The sequence below is a fragment of the Bizionia hallyeonensis genome, from assembly GCF_042657385.1.
Lineage (GTDB): Bacteria > Bacteroidota > Bacteroidia > Flavobacteriales > Flavobacteriaceae > Algorimicrobium > Algorimicrobium hallyeonense.
Genome location: NZ_JBHSLA010000001.1, coordinates 405,397 through 422,996, shown reverse-complemented (window position 1 = coordinate 422,996; position 17,600 = coordinate 405,397). Strand labels below are relative to the sequence as shown.

The 17,600-nt window shown below is 35.3% G+C and carries 10 protein-coding genes; 4 read left to right on the top strand and 6 right to left on the bottom strand.

The genetic code is table 11. The features are described 5' to 3' along the window. Positions 1 to 69 precede the first annotated feature (69 nt). The 3 genes from porZ to ACFPH8_RS01880 are packed head-to-tail and all read left to right on the top strand — an operon-like array spanning position 70 to position 5,582. Complete coding sequence (gene porZ / locus ACFPH8_RS01890) at positions 70 to 2,445, top strand: type IX secretion system anionic LPS delivery protein PorZ (RefSeq protein ID WP_376858237.1); 2,376 nt, start codon at positions 70 to 72, stop codon at positions 2,443 to 2,445. Continuing rightward, positions 2,445 to 3,161 (top strand): DNA repair protein RecO, encoded by a 717-nt coding sequence (gene recO, locus ACFPH8_RS01885; RefSeq protein ID WP_376858236.1) that lies wholly within the window; start codon positions 2,445 to 2,447, stop codon positions 3,159 to 3,161. The genes porZ and recO overlap by 1 nt, the downstream gene beginning before the upstream one ends. A gap of 21 nt (positions 3,162 to 3,182) precedes the next feature. Further along, complete coding sequence (locus tag ACFPH8_RS01880) at positions 3,183 to 5,582, top strand: TonB-dependent receptor plug domain-containing protein (RefSeq protein WP_376858235.1); 2,400 nt, start codon at positions 3,183 to 3,185, stop codon at positions 5,580 to 5,582. Between the two features lie 53 nt (positions 5,583 to 5,635). Here the strand turns inward: ACFPH8_RS01880 and ACFPH8_RS01875 are convergent, their stop codons facing one another. Further along, complete coding sequence (locus tag ACFPH8_RS01875; RefSeq protein ID WP_376858234.1) at positions 5,636 to 11,257, bottom strand: GEVED domain-containing protein; 5,622 nt, start codon at positions 11,255 to 11,257, stop codon at positions 5,636 to 5,638. A gap of 117 nt (positions 11,258 to 11,374) precedes the next feature. Between ACFPH8_RS01875 and ACFPH8_RS01870 the strand changes: the two genes are divergently transcribed. Then, entirely contained in the window at positions 11,375 to 11,851 is a 477-nt protein-coding gene (locus tag ACFPH8_RS01870; RefSeq protein ID WP_376858233.1) for a regulatory protein RecX, read from the top strand. Between the two features lie 53 nt (positions 11,852 to 11,904). Here the strand turns inward: ACFPH8_RS01870 and ACFPH8_RS01865 are convergent, their stop codons facing one another. The 5 genes from ACFPH8_RS01865 to ACFPH8_RS01845 all read right to left on the bottom strand — a co-directional run bounded on the left by ACFPH8_RS01865 (position 11,905) and on the right by ACFPH8_RS01845 (position 17,536). Next, positions 11,905 to 12,438: a DUF6646 family protein gene (locus ACFPH8_RS01865; protein WP_376858232.1), complete on the bottom strand. Its 534-nt coding sequence runs from the start codon at positions 12,436 to 12,438 to the stop codon at positions 11,905 to 11,907. Positions 12,439 to 12,582: 144 nt separating this feature from the next. Continuing rightward, positions 12,583 to 13,437: a cupin-like domain-containing protein gene (locus ACFPH8_RS01860; RefSeq protein WP_248396557.1), complete on the bottom strand. Its 855-nt coding sequence runs from the start codon at positions 13,435 to 13,437 to the stop codon at positions 12,583 to 12,585. 107 nt (positions 13,438 to 13,544) lie between these two features. Next, entirely contained in the window at positions 13,545 to 14,957 is a 1,413-nt protein-coding gene (locus ACFPH8_RS01855) for a flotillin family protein (RefSeq protein ID WP_248396555.1), read from the bottom strand. Positions 14,958 to 14,975: 18 nt separating this feature from the next. Further along, complete coding sequence (locus ACFPH8_RS01850) at positions 14,976 to 15,545, bottom strand: hypothetical protein (RefSeq protein ID WP_248396553.1); 570 nt, start codon at positions 15,543 to 15,545, stop codon at positions 14,976 to 14,978. A 176-nt stretch (positions 15,546 to 15,721) separates the two neighbouring features. Beyond that, positions 15,722 to 17,536, bottom strand: a complete 1,815-nt coding sequence (locus ACFPH8_RS01845; protein ID WP_376858231.1) for a TonB-dependent receptor plug domain-containing protein — start codon at positions 17,534 to 17,536, stop codon at positions 15,722 to 15,724. Positions 17,537 to 17,600 lie beyond the last annotated feature (64 nt).

The window sequence follows — 17,600 nt, the reverse complement described above, 5'->3', positions numbered from 1 at the left end:
AAACCAAAAATACAATAAAATATAGTATTTTTGGTTTAAACTATACGCTTTAAAAAACACCGAACTTTAATGAAGATAATTCAAAACAAGCTATTTTTTATTTTAGCACTTTTTCTAGTGTCTAATATGGTTTTTAGCCAAGATTATTCAGCAGATTGGAAAGGGCATTTCTCATTTCTAAATATTCAGAGTGTTTCAAGAGGTGAAACTAAAATGTATGTCGCATCAGATAATGCCATCTTTAGTTTTGATACTGTTTCGCGAGAAATGGAACAAATTACTACCATTAATGGGTTATCTGGGGAGCTAATCACCACAATTTATTACAGTGAGGCTTATGGTTTAGTGCTTGTTGGTTTTGAGAATGGATTAATGGAACTATTTTTTGAAGATGATGTTGATATTTTAAGTATTGTAGATATTAAAGACAAGCAAAATATTCCGCCAGATAGGAAAAGAATTAATCATTTTAATGTGGTAAATAATCTCGTATATGTGTCCACGGATTATGGTATTTCAGTGTACGATTTAGAGAATTTGGAATTTGGTGACACCTATTTTATAGGAGACGGTGGTTCTCAAATACAGGTTAACCAAACCGCTGTTTACAATGATTTTATTTACGCAGCATGTTATGATAATGGAGGTGTTAGAAAGGCTTTAATATCAAGTCCAGATTTAATTGATTTTCAGGAGTGGAATAGGATTCGAGCAGGAAATTATCGGTTTATTCAAGAAGTTGAAAATAATTTGTACACAATAAGAAATGACCATTATCTATATAGGATTGGTGAAGATAATCTGTTTTCTGTTTTAATTAGGTATAATACATTACCAAATGATATGACGAGCGTAGATAATAAATTATTAGTTACTGAAAAGAATAAAGCGTTCATTTACGATAATGAATTTAGTGAAATAGCTGTAGTAAATCCCACTGCAGACTATCCAACTGAATTTTCATGTGCTACAATTTTTAATGACAATCAACTTTATATTGGGACCAAAAATATTTTTAATCAAGGAAAACCTGGTTTTGGAATTTTAGAAACTAATTTAAACGATTTAACAAATTTTAATGAAATCCATCCGGATGGACCATTGTTAAACACAGTTTTTTCTGTCGAAATTGAAAACAGTAATCTTTGGTGCACATTTGGAGGCTTTTCAGCTTCTTTTAGTTTTGCTGGGGGCATTGCTAGAACTGGTTTAAGTAATTATAAAAATGAACAATGGATTAATAAGCCTTACGATTCTATTTTAGCAGCTGTACAAATTCCTTTTTATTTATCTGATATAGCCATTAACCCTTTTAATCCTGAACAAGTTTATATCAGCTCATATTATTCGGGATTATTGGATATTCAAAATAATGAAATTATGGGTATATACGACGAAAACAATAGTACCATTGTCCCTTTTGCAGCCGAATTATGTTTGACACTGACTGCAGATTACGATCGAGAAGGTGCCTTGTGGGTTACCAACGGACGTGTTGAAAGCCCTTTAAATAGATTTAAAGATGGTTTCTGGACATCATATGATCTAACAAATATAATAAATTCACCCACTAGTAATTTAGGGTTTTCAGATATTGTTTTTGATCGATCGGGGAACGTATTTTTTGGTTCCTATAGTGCTGGGATAATTGGGTTAAACTTAAGTGGAAACGGCGAATTTAAAAACATAGTGGAAGACAGTCAAAACATGCCAACACCCTATGTGACATCTGTAGCCATGGATAAAAACAATCAAGTATGGATAGGAACCAGTAATGGTTTACGTGTTATATATAATACTACTAGTTTCTTTTCGGAAAGTAATCCGCAGGTTCAAGATATTATCATTTTGGAAGATGGTGTCCCAAAAGAATTATTATATCAGCAGTTTGTATCCGATATTGAAGTGGATGGTGCTAATAACAAATGGATTGCCGCCATTGGTTCGGGGGTTTTTTATTTTTCAGCTGATGGTCAAAATACCATTCGTCATTTTACAAAAGATAATTCACCGTTACCAAGTAATGACATTACGGATATTTCAATAGACGAGATAAATGGTGATGTGTATTTTGCGACTCGAAATGGTCTGGTATCCTTCGGTTCTGGTAGTTCAGAAACCCAACAAACCTTGGCAAATGCTTATGTATATCCAAATCCTGTGCGACCAACATTTAATATCACAGAAGAAAAAGTAAAAATTAAAGATATTTCTGAAAACGTCAATATTAAAATTACCGATATTGAAGGGAATTTGGTGGCTGAAGCCCAATCCAGAACCAACTCAAGATACAAAGGTTACAATTTAGAAATTGATGGTGGAATTGCGTATTGGAATGGTAATAACCTAGCAAATAATGTTGTAAAAACAGGTGTTTATCTAGTAATGCTTTCCGATTTGGATACCTTTGAAACAAAGGTTATTAAAGTAATGGTTGTGCGCTAATGTCTGCATCAGAAAAAGCCATTGTACTATCAAAAATCAAATATCGTGATAATGATTTAATAGTCAACTGTTATACGCAACACAGAGGTTTGTCTAGTTATTTAATCCGCGGTGCGTTTAAAAGTAAACGCTCTGGATCCATTGCCTATTACCAGTTATTGTCGCAGATTGAAATTGTAGAAATCTATAAGCCCAATCAGTCGCTTCATTATATAAAAGAAGTGAAATCGAGTTTTATTTATAACACACTCCACACCAACGTTATAAAGAGTAGTATCGTGTTATTTTTATCAGAAGTATTAGCCAATGTGTTAAAAGAGGAAGAACAGAATAATCTACTTTTCGATTATTTGGAAACCGCTTTACAATGGTTGGACTCTGAACCCAATTATGCTAATTTTCATTTGTTATTTCTTTTAAAGCTCACTAAATATTTGGGTTTTTATCCAGATACTGATCATGTAGAAACAGGTGTTTTTAATTTGCAATCGGGATATTTTGAACCGAGTAAAACCCATATATATGCGGTTTCAGCTGAAAACAATATCTTATTAAAAGAGTTGTTAGGCATGAATTTTGATGCCTTAAATACAGTTAAATTACAAGCAGAACAACGCCAAGCTTTCCTTAATATGCTTATGCAATATTACGAGTTACACTTGGGGTATTTTAGAAAACCAAAATCTCTGCAAATATTTAACCAAGTGTTTAGATAAATACCAATTAACCCTCATTTTATGAAAGTTCAATTTGTTTTCAGTTTGTGTTTGCTTTGCGTGTTTTTTAGTCAAGCCCAGCAAATAACAGTTTTAGAAACAGATACCAACTTACCAATTCCTGGTGTTATCATTTCAAATACGACTGAATCTGTAATCACAAATCTAAATGGTGAGGCCCATTTGGATGCGTTTTCTAGTCAAGATATCCTAGAATTTCAAGCTGATAATTACCATCTTTTAGAGTTGCCCAAAAATCAAATTCAGAATAATGTCATCACATTAAAAGGTCGTGTTGGACTAGATGAGGTTGTAATTTCAGCTTCAAAATTCGAGCAAAGTAAACGCGATATTCCTCAAAAGATTGTCAATATTTCAGCTAAAGAAATCCAATTTGATAACCCACAAACAAGTGCTGATTTACTGCAGGAAACCGGAAATGTCTATATTCAAAAAAGTCAGTTAGGAGGTGGAAGCCCAATGATTCGTGGATTTTCAACTAACAGACTTTTAATTACCGTTGATGGTGTTCGGATGAATAATGCCATTTTTAGAGGTGGAAACCTTCAAAATGTTATTTCTATAGATCCCTTAAGTATTCAAAACACGGAAATTACGTTAGGAGCAGGTTCTGTAGTTTATGGTAGTGATGCCATAGGAGGCGTAATGGGTTTCTATACCAAAAAACCACAGTTATCTTATAAAGATGAGATTTATATTAAAGGTCATACTTTAGCGCGATATGCAACAGCCAACAATGAAAAAACAGGTCATGTAGATATTAATTTTGGACTAAAAAAATGGGCGTTTTTAACCAGTATTAGTTATAGTGATTTTGACGATTTACGAATGGGAAGTCATGGCCCAACAGACTATTTACGCCCGGAATACGTACAAACCGTCAACGGTATAGATGAGGTGATTATAAATGAAAATTCTAAAATTCAAAAACCAACTGGTTTCAATCAATTTCATGCCATTCAAAAAGTCCGGTTTGAAGCTGACGATGACCTGCTTGTAGATTTTGGAGCCTATTATTCTACCACGTCAGATTATCCGCGTTATGATAGACTGATCCGATATAAAAATGGAAACTTAAGAGCGGCCGAATGGTACTATGGTCCGCAAGCATGGTTTATGAGTAATTTGCAAGTTACGCAGTCCAATAGCAAATCTATGTTATATGATAAAGCTCAAGCTACATTTGCATTTCAACACTTTAAGGAAAGTCGTCATGATCGGGATTTTCAATCTGTTATAAAAAACAATAGGGAAGAGCAAGTAAATGCTTTTTCGGCAAACTTGGATTTGGAGAAACAATTAAGCCCTAAAACAGCCCTTTTTTATGGCGCCGAATATGTGTATAATTTGGTAAACTCTAGTGGTAACGAAGAGGATATTAGCACAGGAATTAGCATTCCAACGGTTTCTAGATATCCAGATGGTGCTACTTGGCAATCATTAGCTGCTTATACGAGTTTGAAATACAAGCCGACTTCCGAGCTTATTTTTCAAACCGGTATCCGCTATAATCAGGTTTTAACAAAAGCTGATTTCACAGAAAACAATGCCTATTTAAACTTGCCTTTTAATACAGCTGAAATTAATTCGGGTGCCTTTACGGGAACAGCTGGTATTAGCTGGATGCCTAGCAACATGATACAATGGAAATTGAATGCGTCAACCGCTTTTAGAGCGCCAAATGTTGATGATATTGGTAAGGTTTTCGATTCTGAACCAGGCAGTGTTGTGCTGCCCAATAATAATTTGAAATCGGAATATGCTTATGGTGGTGAATTGGGCTTACTCTTAAACTTTAGTGATGTGGTAATTTTAGATTTAGCAACGTATTACACATTTCTAGATAATGCTTTAGTTCGAAGAGATTATACCATAAACGGTGCATCTGAAATTTTATATGATGGTGAAATGAGTACGGTTCAAGCTATTCAAAATGCATCAAAAGCATGGATTTATGGTTTTGAAGTGGGACTAAATATCAATTTTTCAAAATCGGTTAAATTCTTATCACAGTACAATATTATTGGAGGTACGGAAGAAGACGACCGTATTGAAGTTCCTATTCGTCATGTTGCGCCACGCTTTGGTAATGCGCATGTAGTATGGCAAAAGCAACGTTTTAAAATTGATGGGTTTGTGAACTTTAATGGCGAATTATCATACCAACAATTAGCACCTTCAGAACAGGCTAAAGATTATTTATATGCCAAAGATTCCAATGGAAATCCTTTTTCACCTTCGTGGTACACCTTGAATGTCCGAACGCATTATCAATTTAAGGACGGTATTGCCGTTACAGCAGGATTGGAAAATATTACGGATCAACGGTATAAAACCTATTCCTCCGGAATTGCATCTCCTGGAAGAAATTTTGTGGTGTCTTTACACTATACACTATAAAAAAAGCGGTTGAATTTTAAACGCAACCGCTTTTATACTTTTAAAAAAAGGTTCTATTTCTTCACCGCTTTCTTAACTAACACTTGATTATTAGACAAGGTTACTTTAGCAATATATGTGGCACTACTTAAGTTAGATAGATTATAAGTCTCCGTATTAGTTGACCCTTTAAACTTGTATAAGGTTCTGCCCAACATATCAATTATTTCAACTGATTTAATGGTTGCATGGTTAGACCCAATACTAAATTTAACGTTATTATCCATCAATTCAATAATAGATAAATTGATGTTACTAATTACATAATCATCAACCGATAAAGTACTATCTCTAAATACAATTTCAAAACGATCGTTGAATTCGCCAACAGTAGATGTAAAATTATAATTCGTATTCGATAAATTGTGGATTACATTTAATAATTGATCTTTTAAATAAATAGTATTTATACTTAAAAAATCACCTTCAAATTGTGCAATACTAATTGTGTAAATCGTGGCTTGATTAACGGTTGTACTAAAACCTAACGGAATTATTTCATCCATGTTTAAGCTTTCAGGCGCCTTTCCTTGTATAGCTACTTTATCTGCTTCCAATTCTTCTTCTATAAGCGAATAGAAATATACATAGGAGTCTGAAGACAAGTTTTTAGGAGCATCAAAATACATATCATCATTACCATTGGTTGCACCTTCAACATAGCCAATTAAAATTTGGTTGAAAACACCCATGTCTGAGGTGAAATTAAGCCATAATTTTTCATTTTGATTTTCATTTGTGTTCCTGAAAAATTGATTATTATTTCCTGTAACACGCATACTATTTTGAAAAATAACATCTGCAGTTTTTATGTCTCCAGAAACAGTTGAAACCGTTGCGGCATTAGATAATGTAATAAAAAAGCCTTGTCCAGAAGGAATAAATCGGCTAGGCATAACCCCATCACCACCAGCTGTTTGTCCGGTGCCGTTTATTACAGCATAATCCGATTGTGCAAAATTTAAAGCCTCATTTCCGTTATTGGTATTTGATGGTGCTGAATTTTGCGACCATAAAAATATGGCACCATTCGTTACTCCAGTTGGTTGCGGATACTCTGTAACATTCTGATCAATCAATGCATTTGCTGAAAGAAATAAATCGGCATCAATAGCGGATGGATATGGATTCCCAATAAAATTCCAGTTGTTATCAGCCATTTCAGAATCATTTCTGTAAATAGGAACCGTAAAATCACCTGTATTTAAAGCGCCATTGAACGTGTATTCATAATTAATACCTATACCAATAATTCCCGATGGACTGTGCATAGCAGCATAGCCTTTACCTGGAATCATAATATCAGTATTGCTTGTAGGTTGCCAATCATCACCGTTATCATCTACATCATCTTGTCCAGCAACAGTTCCATTGTTGTTATTGGTTTCAGCCATAGCATCTAAATAGTTTTTACCATTATACCAATAGCGTCTGGTTGGGTGTGCATCATTCAATCCGTTTTCAATAGTTTCATTGGCAACTGGTGAACTCCAATAGGTGTATTCATAATAATTATTCAAAGGAGCTGTTTTCTTGTTGACTTGGGTTCTAGCATTTGTATTCAACGTATATGTTCCAGCATTTACACCTTCGCCTCTTTGTACAAAACTGCCTTTGTCTTCAACTAATATACCGTCTAGATTTGTTCCATCGCCATTAACGACAGCGCTGTTTATAACTTCAACATAATCACCTTCAGAAACCGTAAGCAGGCTTCCAGCAGCTACAAATAATTGACAAGCCTCAAAACTTGTTTCTCCGTTAACATTTGTACTTGTATCGTAATCTCCATTTATAATCGCAATTTTACTAGAGGTAGGAGTTGATGACCAAGCTGTGCCATCCCAAACAGCAGCTATGTATTCTATTTTTACAGCATTACTCGCTGCGTAACATGTAGCAGTGTTTTCTCTAATTTGACAATAATATTGATAATCGTCTAAACCAGCAAGATCCGAAATATCTAATGTTGACGTTGTAGAACCGGAATATATTCCGCCATTTGACACAGCTGTCCAGTTACCAGAAGTTCCTAAAACATACCATTGATAAGCAAGTCCCAATCCACCCGAAACGCCTTCGGATCCTGCAACTGTTAAAGATGTACCCGTTATTGAACAATCTGCCACATATTGTGGGTGAGTTATTACCACAGGTGGCACTTTAACAAGCGGTACAGTACCAACGCCTGCTAAACATTCATCGTCGGATAAACTTTGAGCTGTCCATTCGGTAGCAGTATAAGTGGTATTTGGATAAAAATTTGTATTCTTTCTTTTTAAATAATACCCTACATAATTTGGTGCATGTACATCATCAATAACCGTAGTACCATTCATTAATCTCAAACCATCATTTGCATTAAAACCGGCCGAACCTAAACTTCCATTTCCTGTAGGTGTGTAACCACAAGATGAACTAGATACAGAAATAATGGCGACTGCATTTGCTGCAAGTGTACCACTTAAATTTGCATAAGTTGAATAAGTACCTCCATAATCTCCAGCTCTTTGAATGGAATACCCACTTAAATTTACAGAAGCTCCTGTGTTGTTATATATGGTTATTACACCACCAGATCCGCCATTTTCATCATACGCTTCGTAGATAATTAAATCGGTAGCATCACCACCACCAACTGCAGTATCGCATGCAGTAAGGTCTGTATCAATTACATCGAAAAATTGTGTAGCACTACAACCTGTTGCTAGTTGAATAACAAAATTACCATCATTAGCATCTGAAGGAATCAATACTTCTATAGTGTCTGATGTATTAGAAACAGTAGGAACTGCTATATTATTATATGTAATTGTGGCTCCTATAAGATTGCTTGTTGCTGAAGTAAAAGTCACCAATGTATTTGCTGGACCAGATGTTGGAAAAGTAGCAACAGTTGGAGCAGTTGTACAATTACCTTCACCTTCTATGGTGAAAAGATAAGGATTTTCATCAGAATCATTATTTTCAATTCTCACTTTTGCTGTTCTCGTACCGGCAACGGTTGGGTGAAATTTAATTCTAAAAGTTGTGTTTGTGCCATTCACAACTGGTGATGTTGCATGCTGCGTTACAATAAAGTCTGTTGGGTTTGTACCTTCTAATTGAATAATAGGCGAACCTGTTAATAGTAAATTTGCTAAACCAATATTTTCTATGGTAAATTCTTTTTCAACAGAATCTGTGTTTAAAGGTGTGCTAGCAAACAACGTATTGTTTAATCCATAAGGTGCATTAAATCCGTTGGCAATAGAAATGTTATTTCCTTTAATATTGATTTCTGCGTTCACAGGTTGCACCACATTAATCGTATAATCTTCTACTTCGCCACTATTGCCTGTTGCGCAAGATGTTGGTAAATTATTATATTGTGTAAACACACGCATTCTGGTAGCTCCTAAAACAGCGTCGGTTGGGACTTCAATATTAATTGGGGAATTAGCGGTTGCCGTATTTAAATCTATTGATGAGCTTGTATTGGTATCCATGCCCAATTCATATTGTTCGCCCGAATCATTGAAGCTTCCATTTTGATTCCAATCAATCCATGCTCGCGTGTAAACGTCAACTGCACCATCAATATTTATAACAACACCTAGATTGTAATTGTTACCCAATGTAACAATCGTAGACTGCATTGTGTAGTTGGTGTAAGCATTATTTGCAGAGGTTCCTATATTATTAATAGTATTGAAAGTAACACCAGTTATTCCTGTATCGTAGGATGTATTACCACTAGCACTACAATATGTCAATGATGGTACCGCACAAACTTCAACACCTTCTGACCAAGTTGCACCTCGTCGAATAAATATTTTAAAACAATAATTGGTACCATTGGTTAAACCATTCATTGCTTTTGAACTCACCGGTGCTGTGGTTGAATATAAAATGGTACTTGGTGTTGTATAATTTACATCTATATTAGGATAAGTCCCAGTAGGTGTAAATGTAACCGCACCTGCATTTGCTACAATGATTAATTGATCAAAACAAGATGTTGGTAATGGGTTATTCCAACTCAAATTAACTTGATTTGTTAAAGGTGTAGCCACTAAATTACGCACATCGCCTTGAGCAATATCTTCCAAATTACTCCCACCAGAAGCACCATTGGACCAACCTGTTAGAGTTTCACCATTGTAAGCAAAAATTCTAAAAGAATATGTTGTGCCTTCGGTTAAACCTGTTAAAGCTGCCGTTGTTCCATTTCCTTTATATATTACTTTTCCTAAACTAGGTGGTGTTTCAAATGGTGCAGCATTATAATTAGGATTAGCTGTATATGTATTTGCGTTATTTGATGGTGCTGAAGGTTGTACAGTTCCTTCTAAAGCAAAAATGATATATCCTCCAGTTGGCGGTGTTGAAGGGTTATTCCATGTTAAAGTAGCCGATGTGTCTTCAAAACAACCGGTTAAATTTTGCGCATTAGTCGGAGAGTTATTGCTAAGAGTTAAAGTTCTAGCAGCAGATGTTACAGCGCCACAACTATTAGTAACAACACATCGGTATTGATTACCATTCATTGGCGCCGAAGTTGCTCCCGTTGTATACGTATTTGTAGTTGCGCCGGAGCCTCCTGTTACGTTAGTCCATGTGGTGCCGCCATTTGTTGAGACTTGCCATTGGTAAGTTGGTGCAGGCGTTCCTGTTGCCGCTACAGAAAACGTGGCGTTGTTAGGAATGACTCTTGTAGCATTAGCTGGTTGTGTTGATATACTTGGTGCAGAATTTATTACAACAGCATAACTTGCAGTTCCTGCAGACCAACAAGAAGTTGCTGTTAAAAATCTTCTTACATAATATGTTCCAGTGGCGGTTGCATTAAAAGTTCCTGTGGCATTGTTAGCCGTTGAGGTTCCCGTGGCCGTAGTTTGCCAATAATCAATTGTACCTAGTATTGTTGTTCCAGAATAGGTTAATATTGTATTGGTACAAGCAGGTGTTGTTCCTGTAATTGTTCCATTTGGATCTACAGGTGGTGTGCAGGAAAGAATACCTTCAACCTCAATGTTATCAAAGGCAACTGCTTCATCTCCAGAAGTCATAAAAATATCGATTCTTAAATCTAAATTACTACCCGTAGAGCCTATTGGAAATAAGAATTGTTGAAATGCAGTTGTTAAAGCTGTGCCATTACCTGTACCATCAAGGTTAGTGTCTTGATTTAACGATGTGTTAAATCCGCCAGTTCCTTCAAAAGCTCCAATCAATGTGTAACCACTGCCATCAACTTGAGCATATATTCTGATATAATCTTCATTATCAAATGCGGAAGAACTTCCAGCTCCAAATAAACCTAAAATATTTATTGATGAATAACCTGAAATATTAATTGAAGAAATACTGACATTCGATATCCCTGACGTATTTGGATTACCGGCATCTTGTGTGTCTTCACCAGCCCAAAATTTGACCCCTCCAAAATTTGTGTAAGATGGTAATCCTGAAGGGTCAGATCCATTGTCTATTAAAGTGAAATAGTCTTTTGATCCATCAGAAAATACACCAGTGGATGAATAACCAACATTAATTAGCCCTTCAAATGTTTCCGAATGTAAAGTCACTTGCCCAAACCCAGACAAAACAGCACACAAAAAAGTAATAAATATGAGGGCGTATTTATGTTTCATAAACGTAATCTTGCTATTATTTAAATAATTTAAGGAATCAAATATACGTTAAAACCATTATTACACAATGTTTTACGGTTTCTTAATTATTAACAAATTGTTATTATCTTGCCTGTTATGAATCACGTGAAAACCTATACTGTTGAAGAAGCCAAGCGTACTATTGAGCGTTATTGTGCGTATCAGGAGCGCTGCCATCAGGAAGTTACCAATAAATTGTATAGCATGCGCATGATTCCAGAGGCCATTGATGTTATTATTGTGCACCTGCTTAAACATGATTTTTTAAACGAAACCCGTTTTGCCCAAAGTTATGTACGTGGGAAATTTAATATTAAAAAATGGGGACGGCAGCGCCTAAAACAGGAGCTAAAAAAACGGGATATTGGTAAATACAATATCGATTTGGCCATGAAAGAAATTTCAGAGTCCGATTACTTGGAAACGTTTAACGATCTTGCTGAAAAAAGACTCAAGTCCATTGAAAGGGAAACAGACAAATGGAAAAAACGCAAAAAACTAGCCGATTATTTGCTGTATCGCGGTTGGGAAAGTCATTTGGTTTATGCTAAAGCAGCTGAATTAATTCCATAAAAAAAGCCTTTCAATTAAAACTGAAAGGCTTTTTAATATAATGTTAATGCGTATTAAAGATTAAAAACAGCTCCTAAATTCATAGAAAACTGATTATTTAATTCTTGAGCAGGCGTTAAATTGTCTTTATATTTAGCAATAGGAAATTGGGCTTCTGTATACACACCAAAACCAGAAGTAAAGAAATAACGGGCGCCAACATGGCCACCAAAATTCTTCATACTAAAGCTTAAACCTGGGTATAAATCAAAATTCTCATCAATTTTTAAAACGTTTCCAATGTTTGCATTAAAACGCGCTTTTAAATCAAAACGGTCATCAAAACCAGCTTTGTCAACTAAAGTTATACCTGTTATTGGTTCTTTTACACCATCCTGTAAGTCGCCAGAAACACCTAATGCATAGCTAGAGCTAATACCAACTGAAATATTTTCGCCTAATCCATAGTCATAACTTACATTAAGTCCTGTAGCATGTGATTGAAAATTAGCACCTACTTGAAATTTTTGGTCACCTTTACCTGAAAATGCTTGTGCATTTGCAAATGAAACGGTTAAAATAGCTGCAACAACCAGTAATTTTTTCATGATATTATTTTTAAAATTAGTTTGCAAAGATATTAATAATTTTAATGAAGTGTTGCTGTAATTGATTTAAAATAAAAGGTGTAGTGCGCAAATTATTTTTAAAGAACAACTCTTTATTGGCTCTTTACCAATTGTGAAATAACTCTATTTGTTAGTGCGAATTACGGCTTGTTCGTTTTTCCAATTAATCCATTTTTGCCCGCGTATTCGGCGCATTAAATTATCAAAATTTCGCATGATAAATAGATTATAGATTGCCTTTCCGAAATTTTTAGGATTTCGAGGAATGGCACGCAGACTCATAGAAAAACCTGGTGTTAAGTATTTCATATAATGCCAATAACCTTCAGGCATGTATAAAATTTCGCCATGTTTCAAATTTGTTTTAAAGCCTTTAGCATTCTTTAATGCTGGCCATTTTTCAAAATCAGGGTTCGAAAAATCAATAGCTTCATGTGTTATTAAAGCGTGAGGAATTTTGTAGAGGTACTCATTCTGATTTTGATCGAATAAAATAATTTCCTTTTCGCCTTGAAAATGAAAGTGAAATATATTGGCTAAATCAATATCATAATGCATAAAAGTGTGTGAATCCTTGCCGCCAAAAAACAGCATAGGCATAGCTTTCATAAGTTTTAAGCCAAAATCGGGATAGGAAAAATCATTTTGAAGTTCCGGAACCTCTTTTAAAATATTCCAAAGAAAAATGCGGTATTTAGTCGGTTCTTTTTTAAGCAAATCAATGTATTCGCTCATTTTCATTTTGGCATGCGGTTCGTTAAAACCATCCTTATAATCTACAGGTCTGTCATCATACAGCGGTACCACTTTATCACCTGCAACCTGATTTATATAATCTAGATTCCATTTGGTATAGGCTGGCCAATCTTCAATAAATTGTTCAATAACCACAGGTTTTTGCGGCTTAAAATAATGCTTTATAAAATCCGCTTTAGTAATTGTTTTTACGCGCGGAATTGTCTGTAGGTTCCATGTCAATGCTCAAAACTTTTAGAACATCAAAGTTAAGGAATTGTAAGCAAACAAAATGGTGAAACTACCGTTCAATTTATGTCTAAATTTGAACCCTTAAGAAACAATTTGAATTATTTGTTGTCTGATTTTGTTTTGTCCGTAACTTCTGCTTCCGGAATATCTTTACCTTTTAAATATTCTGGTAATTCCATTCCGGCCATGTTAAACATTTCCTGTAGTGGCGGCACTGATTTGTACATACCTGAAAGGAAATTGGCAGTTGAGGTTTTCCCATCTTTTCCACCACCATTTTCCCAAACGGTTACTTTATCAATCTTAATATTTTTAATAGCTTCCGCTTGCATTTTCACCAATTCTGGTAATTTATCAGCAATAAGTAATAATACGGCGTCTTTGGAGTTGTTACCAGCAGCTTTTACAATCTCATCTAAACCAGCTGCTTGTTTGGTTAGTACTTCATATAAACCTTGAGCTTCAGCTTGAGCTTTAAATAAAATAGCATCTGCTTCACCTTTAGCAAGTCTTCGAATACGCTCAGCTTCGGCTTCAGCATCAATTTCAACTTTTCGTTTATCAATTTCTGCAGGTACAATAACATCCGCTAGCTGAGAAGAACGCTCACGTTCGGCTCTTGCCGTTTCTGCCAATTGCTCGGCTGCATACGATTCTTCTAATGCTTTTGCTGCTTGAACTTTTTCCGATGCATTGGCAATACGTTCTGCTTCAGCTTCACGTTGACGACGTAAAGAATCTGAATTTGCAACGGCAATTTTTGCGGTATTTTCACCTTCTACAGCTTGTGCATTGGCAGCAGCAACTTGACTTCTTTCATCTTGAACCGCATTGGCTTCTCCAATAGATCCATCTCTTGTTTTCTCGGCAACCGATTTACGCGCGGCATTAATAGCATGTGCAGCAGCTTCTTTACCAAGAGCTTCAATATAACCAGACTCGTCAACAATATCTGTAATGTTTACGTTGATTAATTTTAAACCTACTTTCTTTAATTCGGTTTCTACACTTTCTGAAATGTTAGTTAAAAATTTATCGCGATCATTATTTATTTCTTCAATATCCATAGATGCCACTACTAAACGTAACTGACCAAATATAATTTCTTGAGCTAAATCCTGAATTTCATTTTGCCCTAAACCCAATAAACGTTCCGCAGCATTTTGCATCACACCCGGTTCTGTTGACACACCAATGGTGAAACGAGATGGTACGTTAACACGGATATTTTGTTTTGATAAGGCGTTAACCAAATTCACTTCAATGGAAATAGGAGTTAATTCCAAGAATTCATAATCTTGAATTACAGGGAGAATAAATGCAGCACCACCATGAATACATTTGGCCGATTGACCACCGCCTACTTTTCCATAAACAACTAAAATCCTGTCAGAAGGACACCTTTTATAGCGCCTGATAAGTACAACTATGAAAACAAAAACAAATAGAATGGCTGCAACTATGGCAATAGGAAATCCTAAATTAAAAGCTTGGGTAAAAAGAAATGTCATAAGGTTAAGGAGTTAGATTTATGTGGTTTTATGCGTATCAACTATTAAAATACCATTAGAAGTTACGTCTAAAACAGTAATAACGGTTCCATACTTAAGGGCGGTTTTACAATCGGTTAAAGCATCTAATTCGCGAAGCGATCCTTGGATATTAACACTGACTTTACCAATTTTGGACCGATTAGCGCCTATAGTTAAATATACTTCGCCAACCGCATTAATAGCATTTTTATAATCTAAGGTACCACTAGAAGTTAATTTTTTCATGTAGTGAAACATGGCCGCCATAATGGTCATCATTAATAAACCACTAATGAATGAAATAATAACGGTTACAGGTTTTGAAAGGCCAGCATCTAAACAGGCAATTCCACTCCAGCCAAAAATGGTGAAGAAACCGACGAGGTTTTTAAAGGTGATAAATTGAAATTCAATACCAGCTTCTGCGTTAATATCATCAATATCTTCGCCGCCATCAGCACCCATAAAGGTTGTAATGATGATAAATAAAAAGAAAAGCGAACCAATTAATGCTATTGCCCAATAAAATTTCGCAAATAATTCTAAAGCTGAAAACCACTCCATCATAACATGTACAGATTATAAGTTTTAAATATAAACCTTTAAGGCATTCCTACAATGCATTTAAAGAATTTATTATATAAGTAGCTTTAAATAGATTTTTGTTACAAAACAAGCCCAGACCTATGCAAACCTAACAGGCTTTTTAAAACCTGTTAGATTTAGAACAATGCAATAGCTTCCTACTTAAAGTTGTATTTTAATCCGAACAAAACAAGCCCTTTTACAGCAGGTACTAAATTGGTTTCTGTATAGTCTGCTTGAAAAATATTGTTAGCGGTTACTGAAAACTGAAAGGCGTTGAATTCGTAATTAATACTGGCATCATACACATTGTAACTGTCACCAATAGTCCGTTCGGCATAACGATATACGATGGATTGTGATAGGTTTTTGAAAAATTGACTCCTAAAAGTTGCCACAAATTGATGCTTTAACGAGTTTATTGAATAGCGTGAAAAGTTAGATGATACATCTTTTAAATCGTCTTCTAAAAAGGTGTAGCCAAAACTCATGTTCTGCGTAAAATTGGCCATGAAAAAGGTGTAATCTGTTTGTGCTTCAAAACCCATAGTATTCAATTCCGCTATATTAGTGGCTTGCCATGGATCTGCAATATCGTCCTTTACATAGTCGATTAATTTTTTAGAATCTCTGTTAAAAAATGCACCAGAAATACGGAATCCTTTATGATGAAACTTTATGCCAAATTCTTCCGAAATGGCTTCTTCCGGATCTAAATTGTCATTACCCAATTCTGTTGGGCTTGAATAATACAAATCCGTGTAGGTTGGAACCCGATAGGTGTAACCGATGTTTCCATACAATTGAAAATTATCCGACATTTGATAACCGATATCCACACCTGGAAAAGCATGAAATTTAAAGTCAGAAAAATAACTAACCGCAATTCCTGGTGTTATTGAAAGTGCATCATTTAAAAACGTAAACCGATGTTCTAAAAATAGGTTGGTAGCAAAACGGTTATGGTTGCCTAAATTATTACTAGCAATATAGGTTTGTGATAAATCGACACCAAAACCCGTAATTCCTAATGCTGATTTATAGGATGCATTGACTTCAGCTGCAATTTTATTGGTTTGATGTAAATTTCTATAAACCGATGGATTATCTCGAATAAACACGTACATATCTTGGTTTCTACGCCAATATAAACGTGGCTTCCAGGTAAATTTTTCCGATTTTATTTCTGTTGAAAAACCAACCAAGCTGGTTTGGGTTTCTTCATATTGATCTTTTGCAGCTGGTGATGCATAAAAACCATTAGCACCAAATTTGCGTTCTTGATAATTAGCAATAAATGAAATGGGCAGTTTATTCTTATTAAACATACTTTTAATAAAGTAACTTTGATTATCATAATCCGTATTGTAACGGTAACCATCAGATAGATTGCGAGAGACACTAATAATATGAGACGAATTTTCCAAGTTGCTTCCAACTGTAATATCCGCATTTTTCTGACCGAAAGAACCAACTTGTACACCAAGCGACACCATATTATCTGTTTGTTTTTTTGTGATAATATTAATAGCACCTGTAAAGGCATTCTGGCCAAACACGCGCGCTGCAGGACCTTTTATAACTTCAATGCGCTCAATAACTTCTAAAGGCAATGCCATATTTAAGGTGTGATGCCCTGTTTGTGCATCTTCTAGTTTCATGCCATCAATAAGCAATAAGGTTTGGTCAAAGCTACCACCACGAATGTATAAATCGGCTTGGGTACCATCGGCTCCACGACGCCTGACATCAACACCTGCAACTTGTTGTAATAAATCGGCAACATTAGTGGTAGCACTGTTTTTTATATCGGCACTTGTTATAATGGAAATGGTTCTAGAGTTTTCTTTAAAAGGTAAATCAATTCGGCTGGACGTGATAACAACGGAATCTAGAGCCTGCTGTGGTGATTCTTGGGCGTTTCCTTTAAACGAAAAAATAAGCAATAAGGTAACTAACGGAAATAATTTCATAAGAATGGTAATTCGTGTTTTTTATAAGGTGGCAAAAGTCGTAACTTTCCGGATCACTAAACTA

Excerpts from the sequence above, each read along its gene's own strand:
- porZ (WP_376858237.1), top strand. The coding sequence starts at position 70 with ATGAAGATAATTCAAAACAAGCTATTTTTTATTTTAGCACTTTTTCTA.
- ACFPH8_RS01865 (WP_376858232.1), bottom strand. The coding sequence starts at position 12,438 with ATGAAAAAATTACTGGTTGTTGCAGCTATTTTAACCGTTTCATTTGCA.
- ACFPH8_RS01855 (WP_248396555.1), bottom strand. The coding sequence starts at position 14,957 with ATGACATTTCTTTTTACCCAAGCTTTTAATTTAGGATTTCCTATTGCC.
- ACFPH8_RS01875 (WP_376858234.1), bottom strand. The coding sequence starts at position 11,257 with ATGAAACATAAATACGCCCTCATATTTATTACTTTTTTGTGTGCTGTT.
- ACFPH8_RS01845 (WP_376858231.1), bottom strand. The coding sequence starts at position 17,536 with ATGAAATTATTTCCGTTAGTTACCTTATTGCTTATTTTTTCGTTTAAA.
- ACFPH8_RS01850 (WP_248396553.1), bottom strand. The coding sequence starts at position 15,545 with ATGATGGAGTGGTTTTCAGCTTTAGAATTATTTGCGAAATTTTATTGG.
- ACFPH8_RS01870 (WP_376858233.1), top strand. The coding sequence starts at position 11,375 with ATGAATCACGTGAAAACCTATACTGTTGAAGAAGCCAAGCGTACTATT.
- recO (WP_376858236.1), top strand. The coding sequence starts at position 2,445 with ATGTCTGCATCAGAAAAAGCCATTGTACTATCAAAAATCAAATATCGT.
- ACFPH8_RS01880 (WP_376858235.1), top strand. The coding sequence starts at position 3,183 with ATGAAAGTTCAATTTGTTTTCAGTTTGTGTTTGCTTTGCGTGTTTTTT.